The following is a 17,649-nucleotide window of genomic DNA, read 5'->3' on the forward strand; positions in this document are numbered from 1 at the left end:
ACGATCTAGACAGTCAGCAACACTGATAACAAAAAACCCGATTTAGAGTCTAAATCGGGCTTTTTGAGATCTTCTTAAAAACCAACCGGTCCGTTGTCACTGTTGAATACATCGTCGATGCTGTCCTCGTTGGCCTTGCTGGTGAGCTTGATCGTCTGACCACTGTCAAAAGCCGATGTACCCGAAGCGCTGGACGTAAACTTATGCGAATAAGATACTTCGGGAGACTGGCTTGATGGGTAATTGATACCGGAATCCAAGTCGGTAAACTTGGTGTACTTGCCGATAAAGCGAAGCTTCACATTCTCAAGCGAACCGTTTCGGTGTTTGGCGATGATGACTTCGCCCACTCCAGCTGTGGAGTTATTGTCCTCATCCTGTGTGATCCCATAGTATTCCGGACGATAGAGAAACATTACCATATCGGCATCTTGCTCGATCGCTCCGGATTCCCTGAGATCGGATAGCTGCGGACGCTTGTCTCCGCCCCTGGTTTCCACCGCTCGGGAGAGCTGCGAAAGTGCAATCACCGGAATCATGAGCTCTTTGGCGATCTTCTTCAAGGCTCTGGAAATACTCGCAATCTCCTGCTCCCGGTTTCCTCCTCCGCCGCTTTTTGAATCACCGGACATCAACTGAAGGTAATCGACCACGACCATCTGGATGTCGTGCTGGGCTTTCAATTTTCGGCATTTTGCCCGCAATTCGAGAATTGACAAAGCTGGCGTGTCATCCACAAAAAGCGGTGCCTTGGAAAGTTTCGCAGTCTTGTGAACCAACTGCGCCCATTCGTGATCAGCAAGGGAGCCTTTTTTGATCTTTTCTGAATCCAGTTCAGCTTCGGACGAGATCAGACGGTTGACCAGCTGAACGGAGGACATTTCAAGGGAAAAAATCGCGACCGGACGGTTGTGGTCGACGGCTGCATTTCGCAGGACAGAAAGTACAAAGGCCGTCTTCCCCATCGCAGGACGGGCAGCAATGATGACCAAATCGGCCTTTTGCCAGCCTGAAGTGACACGATCCAGAGCCGTCAATCCAGATGGAACCCCAGTCAAACCATCTTTCTGCAGCTTTCTGGCTTCCAGTTCGATGATTGCTTCCCGCATGATGGAGCGCATATCGGAATAGTTTTTCCGGATGTTCTTTTCAGAAATCTCGAAAAGCGACTGCTCCATCTTGTCCAGCAGTTCAAACACGTCAGTGGTGTCCTCGTAGGCGTCTTTTTGGATCTCTCCTGAGATACGGATCAGCTCCCGCTTGATGGACTGCTCGGTGATGATCCGCGCATGAAATTCAATATTGGCGGCCGAAGCTACCTTTGAGGTCAATTCTGTGACGTAGAAAGCGCCTCCTGCGATCTCCAAAGCGCCGTTTTTCCGGAGCTGCGTGGAGACCGTCAACAGGTCAATCGGCTGGCTTTCGGAGAAAAGATCGAGAATAGCCTGAAAAATCACCTTGTGCGAATCCTTGTAGAAGCTCTCTACCTTCAGGATGTCGATCACGTTGGTGAGGGCGTCTTTTTCAAGCATCAAAGCACCAAGAACAGCTTCCTCCAGTTCGACAGCCTGGGGCGGAACTTTGCCCAGAAAGTTGGTTGGATTTTCAAAACCGGGTTTCTTTCGGAAGACTCTTGGTTGGTTGGTATTTTCGGTCATGGAACAAATGTATCGGCTGAAAGGCAAGAGTTTTGAACAAGTTTTACAATACTTATCAACATGTCACTCTCCGCAGCAATCAAGCCTTTTAGGTTAATTTTTACTTGTAATAAACTCCGTTTCGGTAGCCTCTAAACATGGAGCATAGCATCCCCCAACTAGAGTGCCAGAGGATTTCCGAAAGTGGGATTCCGAGAATTTTCGATCCCAGATAGGTTTCGTCGAGCATCCCATAGGTATCCCAAAAATGTGGAAACAGGACCTGAAACGTGATGTAATAGATCACGATGGTGATCACCATGACCGCTCCGCCGGAAATCAGCGAAAGCCCGATCAGATCGGGTCGCTGGATCCACACATAGATCGACAGCGTCAAGAAAGTCAAAAACGTCGTGTAGCCGGAATGAATCTTCAGGACAAAGGTAAAGAAAGTCAGACTCGCGCATCCGAGTAGCCAGAGGAAGAAGAAATCCCGGTTTTTGGCGGGAGTCTGTCGATCATAGTCGATCTCCCGTCTGGTAAACGAAGAATGGATGTATCCCCCCACTCCAAACATGGCGAAGCCGATGATGAAATCCTCGATCCCGATGATCCCCACCCCAAACAGTGTAGGCGGTCGCCAATAGTCGTAGAAATACCAAACCTCAGCCACCACACCCATCAATCCGCCGATCGCTCCGACCTTGATCATTCCGCTTTTCCACGGATTATTGACAAAGACGACCAGCCAAGCCAGCATGTACAGCAACGAAAGAATCAGGTAGGCAAACTTGTCGTCAAGCATGGATTCTAAAATCATTTGCCGAAAATAGCCAAAAACCCAGCCGCTCAAAAAAACTCGAAAATGAAAAAAGATTAGCCCCTGACCAGCCGCATTTTATTTTTAAGTTTGGCGGGTAAAGCTTACCCCACACTTTTCCAATATGAAATCGAGCATGACGAAGAACGTCACACACTGGGATGATTCCCATCCATGCGAGATTCCATGTGACCATTGAAAATCAATTATAAACACATGAAATCGAGTATGATAAAAGCATAACTCAGCGAGATCGTTATTAACTAAGCGAGATTCTCCCGAAGAAAGATCGGGGCAGGCTATATGTCCTTTAAAAAGCAATTAATAATCCTATGAAAAAATATCACTTCATCGCGATCGGTGGAGCTGTGATGCATAATCTGGCCCTGGCTTTGGTTCAAAAGGGCTATCAGGTCAGCGGTTCCGATGACGAAATCTACGAGCCTTCACGCACCCGTCTTGAGAAAGCTGGAATTCTTCCTGCTGAATACGGCTGGTTTCCGGAGAAAATCACCTTCGACCTGGATGGTATCATCTTGGGGATGCATGCCCGGATCGACAATCCTGAATTGGTCAAAGCGCAAGAAATAGGCGTCCCAGTTTATTCATTTCCAGAATTCATCTACCACCAAAGCCAAAATAAAAAGCGAGTGGTGATTGCGGGTTCGCATGGAAAGACCTCCATTACCTCTATGATCCTTCACGTGCTCAAGGATCAAAATGTGGACTTTGATTACTTGGTTGGCGCTCAGATCGAAGGTTTTGACCTGATGGTACGACTCTCTGACGCTCCGGTGATCGTGATCGAGGGCGACGAGTACCTCACCTCTCCCATCGACCGGACGCCAAAGTTTTTCCACTACAAACATGACATTGCTTTGGTCAGCGGGATCGCCTGGGATCACTTCAATGTTTTTCCAGATTTTGAAGACTACAAAGCCCAGTTTTCAAGATTCATGGATCAGACACCGAAGACCGGTGAATTGATCTATTGTGAGGCGGATGAATTGGTCAAAGAAGCTGCGGAAAAAAGCAAAACAGGAGGTAAAAAAACACCTTATCAAGCTCATCCGGCTGAAATCAAGGATGGTGTAACCTACCTCCAAACCGATTTGGGTCTTTTGGAGATCGGGATATTTGGAGAGCACAACCTGCAAAATCTGCAGGGTGCCATGGATGTTTGCCGGGCTTTGGACGTTTCTACTTCTGAGTTTTATCGATCAATTCCATCGTTTAAGGGTGCGGCAAAACGCCAGGAAATATTGGCCACTGGCACATCCGGAACTCTTTTCCGGGACTTTGCCCATGCTCCGTCCAAGCTGAAGGCGACCGTCAACGCGGTCAAGAACCAGTTTCCCGAACGGAGGCTGATCGCTGTGCAGGAGCTTCACACCTATTCTTCGCTGAATAAGGCTTTCCTTCCCAACTACGCCGAGTCGATGAACAAAGCGGATGTGGCGGTAATCTATCTCAATCCTCACGCCGTCGCGCTGAAAAAGCTGGAATTGATGGATGAGGCCACACTTCGCGAAGGATTTAAAAGACCGGATCTGATCCTCTTTACCGAAAGTGCTACTTTAAAGGAGTATCTTGATTCGCAAATTTACACCAACACAAACCTGCTCTTGATGAGTTCGGGTAACTACGACAACTTGGACCTTGAACCTCTAAAAGAAAAATTCAACTCAAATGAAGCTTAACCTTAGAAACGCAATTGCATTTTTTGACCTCGAGGCTACCGGCACCAATGTGGGCACTGATAGAATCGTCGAAATCTCCATCGTCAAACTTCACCCGGACGAAGGACGAGAGATCTACACCAAGCGGGTGAATCCCGGCATTCCGATTCCGCTTGAAGCCTCTCTTATACACGGCATCTACGACAAGGACTTGAAAAATGAGCCTGCTTTCAAGGACATCGCAAAAGAAGTCCAACAGTTTATCGGGACGGCGGATTTGGGGGGCTTTAATGTCCTGAAGTACGACATTCCGCTGTTGGTCGAAGAGTTTTTGAGATCGGGCATTGACTTCGATTTGGAGCACAGAAATCTGCTTGATGCGCAGAAGATCTTTTTCCTGATGGAAAAAAGAAATCTGAGCTCCGCCTACAAATTCTACTGCAACAGAACCCTCGAAAACGCCCATAGTGCGGAAGCCGATACGCTGGCTACGTTGGACGTCTTTCAGGCTCAAGTCGAGCGCTATCAGGGCGATGAAATCGAGGATCTTCAGGGAAACAAGGTGGGAATCTTCACCAACGACATGAAGAAGATCCACGAGATGGTCAATGAAAAGATGGTGGATCTGGCAGGTAGATTTGTCTTCAACTCCCAGGGACAGGAGATCTTCAACTTTGGCAAGCACAAAGGCAAAACTATCGAACAGGCGCTAAAAGAGGAACCCGGATACTACGAGTGGATGATGCGCGGAGATTTCCCGCTCGACACCAAGCGTAGACTCACCCAGGTGAAGCTTCGGGGATTTGGGATGAAGTAGTCCGGATTTTCGGTAATCGGTTTCCGTAGACAGGAGAAAAAAGCAAGAGGTAAGTAATCACTCGACTACTTACCTCTTTGCTTTTTATGGTTTTCGGTTTTTATCTGCTTTTCCAAAGATCTTTCATCTGTCTTCCATTCACCAGAAGGACAAATCGCGCAGGGTTTGGGATCAGTACGATTCGCACGTCCATCTTGTCAAACTGGTCTGACTCGATCGGAACACCAACATTACCAGCCACTTCATAGGTCACTACGCCGGTGGCGTCGGGAAGCATTTCCTTGTATGCATTGGCCAGATAGGCCGAAGGCAGCAAAACGTCCGTGTCAGACTTCAGTTTCGCGTAGATCTTATCCAACTGAGGCTCAAGTATCTCCTCGTATTCGTCGTTGAAATCATCTTCCAGGTCGTGGAGCTCCTCTTCGAGGTCGTCATAGCTGGCGTCGCTATAATCCATCTTGCTGAGTTGATTTCTTTTCTTTACGATTTCGGTGAGTTGCTGATCCAGCTGTTCCCAATTCATGGATTAGTTCGGTTTGATGAAAGTGCAAAGATGGCCAATACTTCTTTTTTCCCCGAAAAATATCAGAGAAATTAACTTACGAGGAGGATTTTTCCGTTTCGGCCAGGTTTGGTATAGGCCTCCAGCGCGATCTGAAACTCGTCCAGACCAAACCTTCCCGCGATGTCAATCTTGGAATCATCGTTTAGCAAAAAGCCAAAAACCGCCTGAAAAGCCTTCGTTCGCTCGGCTTCGCCGATCTCCTCTACCCAAGACGATAGCCAAAATCCCTCGATACTCAGGTTCTTGAAGATGAGCGTTCCGCTGTTGATTGGCATGTTTTCCAATGCCAATGCGCCAAAGACCATCATCTTCCCTTTGGGCCGAAGGCACGCCAATGCCTTCGCTCCCAACATCCCTCCCACGGCATCGAAGACCACGTGGACTCCGCCTTCGGTCTTTTCCGGGACGACATGCTGGAGCTTTTCAGACTCGGTGTTGATGACCAGACTAGCTCCCAGATTCTCCAAGACCTCCTTTTGACTGTCGTGACGCACTGTGGCGGCCACCTTGATTCCTTTGGCTTTGGCCATCTGGATAGCAAACTTCCCAAAGGCTGAAGCTCCGGCGGTGATTAGGAGCCACTCTCCCGCTTTCAAACCGGATTTTTCGAGCATCGCAAAGGCCGTCATCGGGTTGACAAAAGCCTGACATGCGACCTCATCCGGCATTGCGTCGGGTACCGGGATCACCAGTCCGGCGGGCAGACTGAGGTATTCCTTCCAAGTCCCCGTCGAAGTGAACATGACACGGATTCCGGCTTTTATTTTACCGCCGTCGTCACCTTTCTCCACGACACCGCAAGCTTCAAATCCAGCGCTGCTGGGCAACTTGGGAGCTATTCCATACATCCCTCTGATAAACATGATATCTGCCGGATTGATATTTCGGGCAGTGACACGGATCAATACTTCATGAGGCTTCGGTGTCGGGACCGGTACGTCACGCAGCTGAATTACATCCTGAGGCAGTCCGGTTTGTTCAAAAATAAGCGCTTTCATTTGAGTCTGTTAAGTGGTGATCGATGGGGAAAAACAACGGCTAATCGGCATCGGAGCTCAGACAAGTTGGCGAATTTATAGGAAGAAAACCCGTGAAAATTTCCCGCTTTTGCCAAAAATGAAAAAGCACCCCGGATGGATGTCCGGAGTGCTGAATGTTGTCATATCGGCGAAGCCTAAGCTATTGCCAAATAGAATGTCCTAATGCTTAACAGAATAATCAAAATCCCAACCGCGACCATCAGGTGCTTCGGCTTGACCAGCTTACAGATGTAGGCTGCGAAAGGCGCGGCCATGATGCCTCCCAGGATCAAACCCAGAACAGGCGCAAGACTCAGCTCCTTGACAAAAAACAAAAAGGTGGATGCACTCGCTAGGGAGACGAAAAACTCTACAAAATTGCCCGTACCTATCGCATAGCGCGCGATCTTTCCTTTGCTGAGGAGCGTGCTATTCACGATTGGACCCCAGCCTCCGCCGCCAATCGCATCAGCAAATCCACCCGTAGTCGCCAAGACAGGAAGACTTCTGCTCTCCCGATTGAACTTGGTCACATTCTTTTTCTTCACTTTTCTCAGAATCACAATGCCCATCACCAGTAGGTAGAGTGCAATGACCGGCTTCACCATATCCCCATCGACGTTAGACAGTAGAAAAGCGCCGATGATCGACCCGGCCACACCAGGCAGCAGGAGACGCTTCGCCAGCTTCCAATCCACATTGCCCATCTTCCAGTGCGAAATCCCAGAAGCCAAGCTGGTAAAAACCTGCGCGAAATGGACCCAAGCAGACGCTGATGCCGGAGGCACGCCTATCCCGAGTAAAATCGAGTTGCAACTCACCCCATAGGCCATCCCCAAAGCTCCATCGATACTTTGGGCGACAAATCCCACCAACAAAAACCACAAAAACATCTCCGTGTCCAGTTCCCAACTCTTGATCGATTCGGTCAGCGTCTGAGTAACCATCAGCGCAAAGATCACAGCAGAGAATGCGAAAAACATCGACCAAAAAGGCTCGGTTCTTAAGCGAAGGATTAATTTTTCCATGAAAGGTTTCAAGGTGTTCGAGGAGTAAGGTTGCAAACTTAAAAACAAAATTTATTTATCCTATCGTATTAATAGGATTTATAGGTTTAATGAGAAAAATAGGCAATTGTCCAGACAGCTGATGAATCTCTAGACCTAGAGAATCTTCGAGAGGTCTTTTAGCCTATTAAGGCCTTCCTGCAGTTCTGAGGCCTCTTTCGCGAAGCAAAATCGGATAATCTTGTCATCTCTTTTGTCCGAATAAAACACAGAAATCGGAATACAGGCAACTTTGAGCGTCCTGGTCATCCGCTCTGCGAGCTCTCGATCGCCGATCTGCGACAGATGTCCATAGGACGCAAGCTGAAAAAAACTTCCGCTGCTCGGCCTGAAAAGCAGCTCAGTCTGCGCCAAACCGGCAGCAAAAAGATCCCGCTTTTTCTGATAAAAATCCGGAATGGAAAGGTATCGATCCGGCATCTCCAGATATTTTGCCAACGCATACTGAATCGGTGTGACCGTGCTAAAAGTCAGATATTGGTGGACTTTCCTGAACTCGGCCGTTAACTTCTCCGGAGCAATGCAGTACCCGATTTTCCATCCTGTTACGTGAAAAGTCTTCCCGAATGAGCCGCAGACGAAGGTCTTTTCCCTCAACTCGGGCTGCGAACCCAGAGAAAGATGAGTCAATCCATCAAAAGTAATGTGCTCATAGACTTCATCACTGACCACATAGATATCCCGGTCGCGAATCAAGGCAGCCAATTGATCGAGGTCCTTCTGAGCCCAGACAAACCCGCTGGGATTGTGTGGGGAATTGACCAGGATCGCCCGTGTCTTGGGGGAGATTGCGACCTTTACCTTCTCCCAATCCACGGAAAAATCACCGGCGCTAAGAGGGACATATACGGGAACCCCGCCATTCAACGTGATCGCTGGCTCATAGCTGTCGTAGGCAGGCTCGAGGACGATCACCTCATCGCCTTGCCTAACGATGGCCGTCACCGCCGCAAAAATCGCTTCCGTAGCCCCTGAGACAATCGTCACCTCCGTCTCCGGATCGGCAAAGTAGCCCTGAGTCAGCTGTGTCTTTTCAGCCAATCTCTCCCGAAGCTGGGGAATGCCAGCCATGGGAGCATATTGGTTGAAACCCTCCCGTGTGTATTTGGCTACCAAATCCAACAACACCGGATCGGCTCCAAATCCCGGAAATCCCTGAGAAAGATTGATCGCGCCCTCCTCGGCGGCCATGCGGGACATGACTGTAAAGATGGTCGTCCCGATATGGGGAAGTTTGGAAGCGAGGGTCATCGGTCAAAACAGGGGTTGAATGCTTGAAAACAAGCTTCAAGAAAACACTTTTTTTGAAAAGAAAAGGCATTAAAAAAGCCGCAATTGCTTGCGGCTAAGTTCCCGGGTAGTTTATTTCCAGTTGGTTAATTCACATTGTCGCTGGCAGTTTTGGCGAGGGCTTTACCCTTTTCCAAGCCTTTTTCCAGGCTCTCCAGGCCAGCTGCCTTCAGCTTCTTGCCGATCTCCTCACTGGTCTTTTGCAATTCGCCAACCAGTTTGATGAGTTTGTCTTTTTGTGGACCTAGCTTTTCACGATTTTGATAGATGAAGTAGCCTGCCAGAACGCCAGAAGCTAATCCGGCCAACCAATAAGTCATTGTTTTTGAATTACTCATGGGATTGATATTTAGTGGTTAAACAATAATTTTAAGAATAGTAAACCGGTTTTTCGATTTTGACTCAGTGTGAAGAAGGGTGAATATCTGACTTTCACCTACTTCCTGTCCACGGATCAAAAGCTCTTGGGTTGTAGATTTGTAAATAAATCTTTTTCCCCAAAACTGCGATCCAACTTCAATCGAAAACCAGAAAAACCGGTTCGATCTAAACTGTTCAATCACTGTGCCTTGGAATAAAACCCAAGCGAAAACCGCCATATCTCCTCCTAAATCACTTTTTCTCACCTAATCACCTTCTGACTTCTGGCCTTTTCTTGGCCATTAGTGGGGAATGATTCCACATTGAAGAGGAAAATAATGCCGATCCGCTGTCGGCTGGCTCAATTCTCCTCTGCATTGGAAATCTGAAAGCAGTTTTCAACTTTTCCTTCCTCAGTCTATATTCGGGTAGCGGTATTTATAATCTTCCGAAACCCAAAAGATGACACAGCTTAATTTCACCGGTACCTTGGGCAGGTTCGATTTCAATCATTGGAGCTACCATATTCCTGTTCCAGATGACGTTGCGGCCCAGATGATGGACGATAATCACCGCCGAGTGCTTGTCTGGATCAAAGAATCAGGCCCCTATCACATGGCTTTGATGAAAGCGAAGGAATGCTGGTATGTCTTGGTCAACCAAGAGCTGCGAAAGAAGCTGGATCTTGAGGAGGAAAAGGTCATCGCTGTAAAAATCGAGCGGGATCACAGCGAGTTTGGCCATGTGCTGCCGGAGGAATTCCAAGTGCTGCTGGATCAGGACGAAGAGGGAAACGACTATTTCAGAAAACTCACTCCCGGAAAGCAACGTGGCTTGGTCTACATCGTGACTACCGTCAAAAATCCAGAATCCCGCATGAAAAAATCTCTCGCCATTCTCCACCACCTCAAACTGGCAAAGGGTAAACTGGACTACAAGCAGTTGAACATCTTGATCAAGCACTACAATAATATATAGGTAAAAACTATTTGATTTTCAGTGATTTAAATAAACAAAATATCCACGAGTCTAAGCATTATTATGTACGTCGCTGAGCAGCTGTTTAGTGCTTTGATATTAAATTCCGCGGCCTAATTAGAAACCGCAGTTTTGGACGAGTCGAACAACGCTCACCCTTGCTCCGAGGCCTATTACTTCAGGTACTGAATCCAATTAATTTTCAATATGAACCGTCCGCAAAACTACACCATCAACTGTGACTTGGGCGAAGGCGTCTCCAATGAACATCAGATCGTTCCCTGGATCGACGTGGCAAGTGTCGCCTGCGGTGGACATTTTGGCAACGAGCATTCGATCAAGGCTACCTTGAATTTGATAAGAGAGTTTGGAAAAAAAGCGGGAGCCCACCCCTCCTATCCTGATCAAGAAAACTTTGGAAGAAAAACTTTAGATATCAGCCACAATGATCTGGTTATCAGCTTGAAAAACCAAGTCACTCTCTTCTCGGAAGTGGCGGATTCGATGCACACTCCAATCGACCACATCAAGTTTCACGGAGCGTTGTACAACGACGCAGCAGAGCAGCAAGCACTGGCAGAACTCCTCGCAGACTTCTTGAAAGGCAATTTCCCGGACATTCCTCTTTTTGTTCCGCCACATTCTGAACTGGAAAAAGTCGCCGTTAAATACGGACTTCCATTCCGCTTAGAAATCTTTGGAGACCGGGCTTATCAGCCCAATTACCGACTGGTTGGCAGAAACCAACCAAACTCACTTTTCACCCAACCCGAACCCGTGATTTCGCATTTGGAATCCATCCTTTTGCTCGGTCAGATCAAAACCTATAGCGGAGAGCTCATCCCCATCGAGGCGGATACCCTGTGTTTTCACGGAGACAACCCCGGAATTCTGGAATATTTACCCAAAATCCGAAGGAAATTCTGGTCAAATCCAAGTTCCTTTGAGGAATGAAGCACTTCGTTCCGCGATATATCCAAATCACGCCCACCCTGGGAGAATTGTCCTGGAGTCTGGAGCCCAGTGACGAGCTTTTGGCTGTTCAGCTGGGGTGGATGGAATGGCTGAGGAAAGAGACTACAGGGGAAATTCTGGACCTGCGCCAGGGATTCACCGCCTTGGGTATTCAATGGAAAACGGCTCAATCCCAGGAACGGTTTGCCGGAAATATTTCCAGCATTTCGGTTGCTCCAAGCTCACTTTCCAAGAAGATCTGGGAAATCCCCGTCTGCTACGAGCACGAGTTTGGGACCGATCTCGGAGGCGTCGCTCTCGGAAAACGGATGCGGGTCAACGATCTCATCGATCTGCACTCGGAGGGAATTTACCGGATACATTTTTTTGGGTTTTTGCCCGGGTTCATGTACCTAAGCGGTCTACCGGAGGTGCTCCATACCCCCCGCAAGGCCGTTCCCGATCGCTCCGTTGCTCGGGGATCGGTGGGAATCGGCGGCTCGCAAACGGGGATTTATCCCATGGAAAGTCCCGGAGGCTGGCATATCCTGGGAAGGACGCCTGTTCGTCTATTTGAGTCAAATCAAAATCCGCCCGTTTGGGCTTCGCCTGGCGACCAAATTCAATTCATCAAGATAGGTACCGAGGAAATGAAAAGAATGATGGAAAATCCAGTTTCGCCCACCTTTCGATGAATGAGTCAAAGGGACATATCACCCTGCTGAAAACCGGTCCGGGCACGAGCATCCAAGACTTGGGAAGAACGGGATGGACACAGTTCGGCGTGCCACTCTCCGGAGCGATGGACAGCGTATCTGCAGCCTGGGTCAACCATGTCCTTCGAAACAAACCCACGGATGCCGTCCTCGAGATCTCTCAGCCAGGCTTGAAGTTGGAGTTTTCTGCAGCCTGCGAAATCGCCATTTCGGGAGCTCAAGCTAGCATCACTATCAACGAAAAACCCATCCAAGCTTTGAGTCAAATGCGAATCGTCCCAAAAAGCATCTTGGACGTAGGCGTTTTTGACAGTGGTGCGCGAGTGTACATCGGAATCAGACATGGCTTTCAGACTGCCCTCCAACTGGGATCGCGGAGTTTTTTCAAAGAAATCACCGAGAAACCAGCGCTTCAGAAGGGAGACGTTATCCCCTATCCAACCAATCTCCCAAATCAGGCATCTGGTCTCTCCAATCCAAGATGGGACGCCGGCTGGTATCAAACCGAACTTCTGGAGTTTTACCCCGGACCGGATTACCGACTCCTGTCTCAGGACAGTCGCGACAAAATCCTTCAGGGAGATTTTAGACTTTCCAATTCCTCTTCCCGTATGGGCACAATTCTCATGGAAACCCTAGAGGACACGCTTCCCGAACTCCCCACAAATCCCGTCTATCCCGGCACCGTGCAACTGACCTCGGGAGGCAAACTGATCGTCTTGGGGCGCGATGCCCAAGTCACGGGCGGGTATCCCCGGATTATGTTTTTGACCGAGTTTGCCCAGTCGGTTTTGGCACAAAAAAAACCGGGTCAACAGATCCGGTTTTCAATGCTTTCGCTGTAGTGACTATCGCCCAGTAGTGGGATCCTCTGCTAGTCAAAGTAAAATTCATGCAGACAACACCGAACCTGGCTTCCCTACGAAGCGAGAGGATTTCCTAAGGCGAATGGGGTATTGAAGACACTTTTTCCTAATTTTAGCTACAAAAATCAAGTTCTGGTTTGAGCATAGGCAAATAGTCTGCTATCTTTCAAAAACGACTTTTATAACACGAACAACCATGGATGCTGGCTTAAAAGCAAAAATTCAGGCTCAGGGAATGGACCCTGAAACTGTTGCTCAACAAATTGAAAACTTCAAAAATGGATTTCCCTTTCTGAAAATCACCGCTCCGGCTACACCCGGCGAAGGGATCCGGGTTCTTTCCGATCAAGAATTGGCCCACTACACCCAAACCTATCCTGACAAGGCAGCGCAACTGGATGTCGTGAAGTTTGTACCCGCATCGGGTGCGGCTTCCCGGATGTTTAAGGATCTGTTTTCTTTTTTGGAAGGCGATGGCGATCTTTCTAAAAGTGGGTTCACCCAAAAATTCATCTCCAATGCCAGCAGATTTGCTTTTTTCTCAGATCTCGACGCAGCGCTCAAAGTGCAGGGAACCAGTCTCCAAGGCTGTTTGAATGCCGGAGATTCCAAGAAAATCGTAGCAGCCCTACTGGATGACGCAGGATTGGGATATGGCAGTTTGCCAAAAGGACTGCTCCGCTTTCATACTTATGATTCAGAAAACCGCACTCCTGCGCATGAGCATCTCGTCGAAGGTCTCCAATATGCAGTCGGCAAAGGCAACAAGGTGAAGATTCATTTTACCGTCTCTCCCGAGCATGAGGAGAAATTCAAGGCCGAAATCGCCGCAGTGCTCCCCGGATTGAAGGCAGCTAGCGGAGTGGATTTCGAAGTCACCTATTCCCAGCAGAAAAAGTCCACCGATACCATTGCGGTGACTATGGACAATAGCCCATTTGCGGAGGATGACGGCAGTTTGCTCTTCAGACCTGCCGGTCATGGAGCATTACTGGACAATCTCAACGACATCGACGCGGATCTTATTTTCATCAAAAATATCGACAATGTCGTCCCGGATCGAATCAAAGGAGCTACCAAAGATTACAAGATGGCTATCGCAGGACTACTTCTGGAAGTGCAGACCAAAGTCTTTGAAGCGCTGCGAAGACTGGATGCAGGGATGGATGAAGACAGTGTCGACTTTGCAGCCGAGGTGTATAGCAAAGAATTGGGTGGCAGGATTCCAAAAGCAATTGCCTCAGCTTCTCTGGAGGAAGTCGGTGGCTTCTTAAAAGCAAAACTCAACCGCCCGATCCGCGTCTGCGGGATGGTTAAAAACACCGGCGAACCGGGCGGAGGGCCATTTTGGATTCAGGAGCCGGATGGTTCGCTTTCTCTCCAAATCCTCGAAACAGCTCAGATTGACCTCAATGACCCGGAGTCAAAAACACATTTCCAAGCCTCGACGCACTTTAATCCTGTGGACTTGGTCTGTGGAACCAAAGACTACCAAGGCAATGCCTTTGACCTGATGAAGTACCGGGATATGCAGACGGGCTTCATCACCGAGAAGTCAAAAAGTGGCCGGGACCTGAAGGCTTTGGAACTTCCTGGACTCTGGAATGGCGCCATGGCCGGCTGGAACACGCTCTTTGTCGAGGTGCCCTTAGTGACTTTCAATCCTGTGAAGACTGTCAATGACTTGCTGAGAGACGAGCATCAGTGAAGACTTAAGATAAGCGACGTTAGTCTAGTTAACCGCTAGCTCACAATCTCATAACAAAGCCCAAGTGAAATTCAACTTTCACTTGGGCTTCTCATTTCTAGCGTCTTTCGTCTGATTTCTAGTGTCTTTGGACTCTTAGAAAATCCCTTTCTCCAGTTGCTCCTTCAGGTAAAACTTCATCTCTTCCCCTTCTTCTACTCTAATTTCTCCGGGCAGCCCCAGGATAAACCTCGCCAGGCCGGGGAGTTGGGGAATTTCTCCCTGAAAGTAGTACTGGTTTCTGTTTTTGATCGACATGAAAGGAAGCGCATTGGGATGCTCCTCCAGCATCAACTGATACGCCCGCTTGCTGAGCTTGAGCTTCACTCGATATCTGCTTTTCCCCGTAAAACCAAAGATTGCCTGACCCGGAAGTTCATGCTTCGTTTCGTACTTCCAGCTATCAGACCCCAGCACGACTTCTCCGATCCGCTCTATCTTGAATACTTTCATGCTCATGCTTTCCAGTTCAAAAGCATGGATATTTTCATAGTCGCTGGAAAAGCCAACGGGCTCGACCAAGCGGTCTGAAACCGTCTCACTGCTCAGAGAATAATAATCCTTCAGCCAGATTTGTTTCTTAGCGGTAATTCCCTGTCCGATCAAATCGACAAATTTACCCAGATTGGCTTTGAACAGTTGCTCGGTTCCTTGCTTGACCTCTGAGCGAAGCTGCAGTTTCTGCAACAGCGAATCTCTGAGCAGATTGGCCTTGCCCTGGCTTTCGATCAGAGACTTCAGCCAGTTGCTTTCCTCTGGCGAAAAAGTGCTGTAGTTCAGCGTCGTATCCTGCCCCGGCGGCTGCTTGATCTTGTATTTGCTAAACTCCTTGATCACCTCGAAGCCCAATGCTTCCAGAAGCTTGAAATAGCGATAAATCGTCCGCTCGTCTGTCTCCAAGATCTCAGCCAGCCGATGAACCGGCTTGCCAATGTTGCCCTGAAGAAGGTTTATCAATTTGAAAACACGAAGGATCTTTTGTTGCTCGATTTGTCCGGACTTGCTCATGATGAATTGACGATAAGTGTCTAAAAATAGGAATTAGATCCGTATCGAACTCAATCGCCGACGCGTATTGTCACAGATTTTCGGACAAGACTCGATCCGGTCTACTACAGTACCCTGTCGGATTAGGATTTCAAAAGCCCTTTTTGATCGTCTCAGCCACTTCCGCAAGTTCCTCTTGACTCAGCTTCAACTTGGGTCTGGAAAAATTGACATCCTCCATCGTCCGCATCGGAATCAAATGGATGTGAACGTGGGGCACCTCCAATCCAATCACGGCCACCCCGACTCTGGAACATTTGATGGTCTTATCGATGGCTTTCGCCACTTTCTGCGCAAAGACATTCAGCTGGGCCAAGGCATCCGGCTCCATGTCAAAAATGTAGTCTGTCTCTTGCTTTGGCACGACCAGTACGTGGCCTTTGACCAGGGGCATGATATCCAAAAAGGCGATGCAGTTCTCGTCTTCTGCAACGATGTGCGCAGGAATCTCTCTATTGATAATCTTGGTGAAGATACTTGCCATGATTTAGCAAAAAAAATCCCGGACAAACCGGGATGAGTTTTAGTAAGTAATATCCAGTATTTCGAACTGTAAGGTGCCAGCCGGAGCGTTGATGTCGGCAATATCGCCGATGACCTTTCCGACCAAGCCCTTACCAAACGGTGAGGCTAGGGAGATTTTGCCGGCTTTCAGATCAGCTTCTTCTTCAGAGACCAACTTGTAGCTTACGGTCATTCCGTTTTTGACATTTTTGATTTTCACGGTGCTCAGGATACCAACTTTGGTTGTATCCAACTGGGAACTGTCCAAGACTCTGGCATTGCCGACGACGGCTTCCAATTTGGCGATCTTCAACTCAAGAAGTCCTTGGGCATCTTTGGCGGCATCGTATTCCGCATTCTCGCTCAGGTCACCCTTATCCCTGGCTTCCGCTATCTGACGGGCAATATCAGTCCGCCCTTTTGTCTTCAAATCCTGAAGTTCATCCTTTAGTTTCTTCAGTCCTTCTTCGGTGTAATATTGTACTTTTGACATAGTTTTTACGCTTTTCGAAAGGCACAAAAAACAAAGTAACGGTCACGTGGTGGAGACCGTTACTTTGCTTTTGCCTTTATGTATCAAACAAAGATAGGAAAGCTTTTTGACTTGGCAAGTCTTTGATTCCTTACTATTCCGTCCAAAATCAGGGATTCAGTCTTTAAACGCCTTCTTTATTTTTTTCACCAAAACCTTGTTAATCTTCTCGTAAGACTCAAAAGTCCAGCCCGCAACATGTGGAGAAAAGATCACATTTTCCCGCGCTGCGAGTTTTTCAAATTCCGCTTTCTGGCCCGGGGAAAATTTCTGAAACTTCTCGTTTTCCAGCACATCCAAGACCGCTCCGCGAAGGATTCCGCGGTCAAGTGCTGCGTTTAAAGTCGCAAAACTGATCACTTCTCCCCTTGCGGTATTGATCAGCCAAAAGGGCTTACCAAAGCTCTCCAACTCTTTCAATGTAAAAAAATCCCGGGTCTCCGGCGTGAGCGGCACATGGATACTCAGGATGTCGGCTTCAGCTTTGACTTTTTCCCACATCACTTCCTGCACCTGATCAGTCGCAAAATCAAGCTTGTATTTGTCGTAAGCCAAAATCCTCACTCCAAATCCCGCAAGTCGCTTTGCAAAGGACTTGCCCATATTGCCATATCCGAAAATCCCGACGGTTTTGCCCATCAGTTCGTGTCCTCTGTTGCCTTCCCGATCCCAGATACCTTTCCGAACTTCGGAGTCGGCTTTTATCACATTGTTGAACAAACTCAGCAAGCTGCCGACCGCGTGCTCCGCGACCGCATCCCGGTTGCCTTTGGCGGCGTGAAACAGCTTGATTTCCCGCTCCGCCATGTAGTCCAAATCGATCTGATCCAAGCCAGCTCCTGCCCTTCCGATGAACTTGAGATTCACGGCTTTTTCCAAAAGCTCGCGATCCATCGGCGTCTTAGATCGAATGATAAGACCATCAAAATCAGACACTTGATCCAGTATATCTGAACGGGTGATCTTAGGAGAATAAGTTACCTGATGCCCGGCTTTTTGCAGCATAGCCACGATGCCGAGGTGCATTTCATCGATGATGAGAATCTTCATT

18 protein-coding genes are annotated in these 17,649 nt (G+C 48.3%); 7 read left to right on the forward strand and 11 right to left on the reverse strand.

Annotated features, from left to right (window positions below):
- Positions 1-74: 74 nt before the first annotated feature.
- Both dnaB and G459_RS0114660 read right to left on the reverse strand, forming a co-directional pair.
- Positions 75-1,658 (reverse strand): replicative DNA helicase, encoded by a 1,584-nt coding sequence (dnaB, locus tag G459_RS0114655; protein WP_026968316.1) that lies wholly within the window; start codon positions 1,656-1,658, stop codon positions 75-77.
- A gap of 100 nt (positions 1,659-1,758) precedes the next feature.
- A complete protein-coding gene (locus G459_RS0114660) occupies positions 1,759-2,457 on the reverse strand; it encodes a lycopene cyclase domain-containing protein (RefSeq protein WP_157373355.1) in 699 nt (232 codons plus the stop codon).
- A gap of 332 nt (positions 2,458-2,789) precedes the next feature.
- On the opposite strand from G459_RS0114660, the gene G459_RS0114665 reads away from it, so the two are divergent.
- A complete protein-coding gene (locus tag G459_RS0114665; protein ID WP_026968318.1) occupies positions 2,790-4,157 on the forward strand; it encodes a UDP-N-acetylmuramate--L-alanine ligase in 1,368 nt (455 codons plus the stop codon).
- On the forward strand, positions 4,147-4,953 hold the full coding sequence (locus G459_RS0114670) for a 3'-5' exonuclease (RefSeq protein WP_026968319.1): 807 nt from the start codon (positions 4,147-4,149) through the stop codon (positions 4,951-4,953). Before G459_RS0114665 ends, G459_RS0114670 begins: the two co-directional genes overlap by 11 nt.
- Before the next feature lie 100 nt (positions 4,954-5,053).
- On the opposite strand, the gene G459_RS0114675 is transcribed toward G459_RS0114670, so the two are convergent.
- From G459_RS0114675 to G459_RS0114695, 5 genes are all read right to left on the reverse strand, one after another.
- Complete coding sequence (locus G459_RS0114675; RefSeq protein WP_026968320.1) at positions 5,054-5,476, reverse strand: hypothetical protein; 423 nt, start codon at positions 5,474-5,476, stop codon at positions 5,054-5,056.
- Positions 5,477-5,547: 71 nt separating this feature from the next.
- Positions 5,548-6,516 (reverse strand): zinc-dependent alcohol dehydrogenase family protein, encoded by a 969-nt coding sequence (locus G459_RS0114680; RefSeq protein WP_026968321.1) that lies wholly within the window; start codon positions 6,514-6,516, stop codon positions 5,548-5,550.
- Positions 6,517-6,692: 176 nt separating this feature from the next.
- On the reverse strand, positions 6,693-7,565 hold the full coding sequence (locus G459_RS0114685; protein WP_026968322.1) for a sulfite exporter TauE/SafE family protein: 873 nt from the start codon (positions 7,563-7,565) through the stop codon (positions 6,693-6,695).
- 135 nt (positions 7,566-7,700) lie between these two features.
- On the reverse strand, positions 7,701-8,855 hold the full coding sequence (locus G459_RS0114690; protein ID WP_026968323.1) for a methionine aminotransferase: 1,155 nt from the start codon (positions 8,853-8,855) through the stop codon (positions 7,701-7,703).
- 125 nt (positions 8,856-8,980) lie between these two features.
- Positions 8,981-9,232, reverse strand: coding sequence for a hypothetical protein (locus G459_RS0114695; protein WP_157373356.1), 252 nt, complete (start codon positions 9,230-9,232; stop codon positions 8,981-8,983).
- Between the two features lie 484 nt (positions 9,233-9,716).
- On the opposite strand from G459_RS0114695, the gene G459_RS0114705 reads away from it, so the two are divergent.
- The 5 genes from G459_RS0114705 to G459_RS0114725 all read left to right on the forward strand — a co-directional run bounded on the left by G459_RS0114705 (position 9,717) and on the right by G459_RS0114725 (position 14,476).
- Positions 9,717-10,232, forward strand: a complete 516-nt coding sequence (locus G459_RS0114705; RefSeq protein WP_026968326.1) for a YdeI/OmpD-associated family protein — start codon at positions 9,717-9,719, stop codon at positions 10,230-10,232.
- A gap of 207 nt (positions 10,233-10,439) precedes the next feature.
- The gene (locus G459_RS27615; protein WP_035456057.1) at positions 10,440-11,186 is read left to right on the forward strand and encodes a LamB/YcsF family protein; all 747 of its coding nucleotides are present in this window, start codon (positions 10,440-10,442) and stop codon (positions 11,184-11,186) included.
- Complete coding sequence (gene pxpB, locus G459_RS27620) at positions 11,183-11,881, forward strand: 5-oxoprolinase subunit PxpB (protein ID WP_051315246.1); 699 nt, start codon at positions 11,183-11,185, stop codon at positions 11,879-11,881. Before G459_RS27615 ends, pxpB begins: the two co-directional genes overlap by 4 nt.
- Complete coding sequence (locus tag G459_RS0114720) at positions 11,878-12,747, forward strand: 5-oxoprolinase subunit C family protein (RefSeq protein WP_026968327.1); 870 nt, start codon at positions 11,878-11,880, stop codon at positions 12,745-12,747. Before pxpB ends, G459_RS0114720 begins: the two co-directional genes overlap by 4 nt.
- A 217-nt stretch (positions 12,748-12,964) precedes the next feature.
- Positions 12,965-14,476 (forward strand): DUF4301 family protein, encoded by a 1,512-nt coding sequence (locus G459_RS0114725; RefSeq protein WP_026968328.1) that lies wholly within the window; start codon positions 12,965-12,967, stop codon positions 14,474-14,476.
- A 135-nt stretch (positions 14,477-14,611) separates the two neighbouring features.
- Here the strand turns inward: G459_RS0114725 and G459_RS0114730 are convergent, their stop codons facing one another.
- From G459_RS0114730 to G459_RS0114745, 4 genes are all read right to left on the reverse strand, one after another.
- A complete protein-coding gene (locus tag G459_RS0114730; protein WP_026968329.1) occupies positions 14,612-15,523 on the reverse strand; it encodes a helix-turn-helix transcriptional regulator in 912 nt (303 codons plus the stop codon).
- Between the two features lie 130 nt (positions 15,524-15,653).
- A complete protein-coding gene (locus G459_RS0114735) occupies positions 15,654-16,046 on the reverse strand; it encodes an HIT family protein (protein WP_026968330.1) in 393 nt (130 codons plus the stop codon).
- Between the two features lie 39 nt (positions 16,047-16,085).
- Complete coding sequence (gene greA / locus G459_RS0114740) at positions 16,086-16,559, reverse strand: transcription elongation factor GreA (protein WP_026968331.1); 474 nt, start codon at positions 16,557-16,559, stop codon at positions 16,086-16,088.
- Between the two features lie 156 nt (positions 16,560-16,715).
- Positions 16,716-17,648, reverse strand: coding sequence for an NAD(P)-dependent oxidoreductase (locus tag G459_RS0114745; protein ID WP_026968332.1), 933 nt, complete (start codon positions 17,646-17,648; stop codon positions 16,716-16,718).
- Between the last annotated feature and the right edge of the window lies 1 nt (position 17,649).

The organism is Algoriphagus terrigena DSM 22685, assembly GCF_000429445.1.
GTDB lineage: Bacteria > Bacteroidota > Bacteroidia > Cytophagales > Cyclobacteriaceae > Algoriphagus > Algoriphagus terrigena.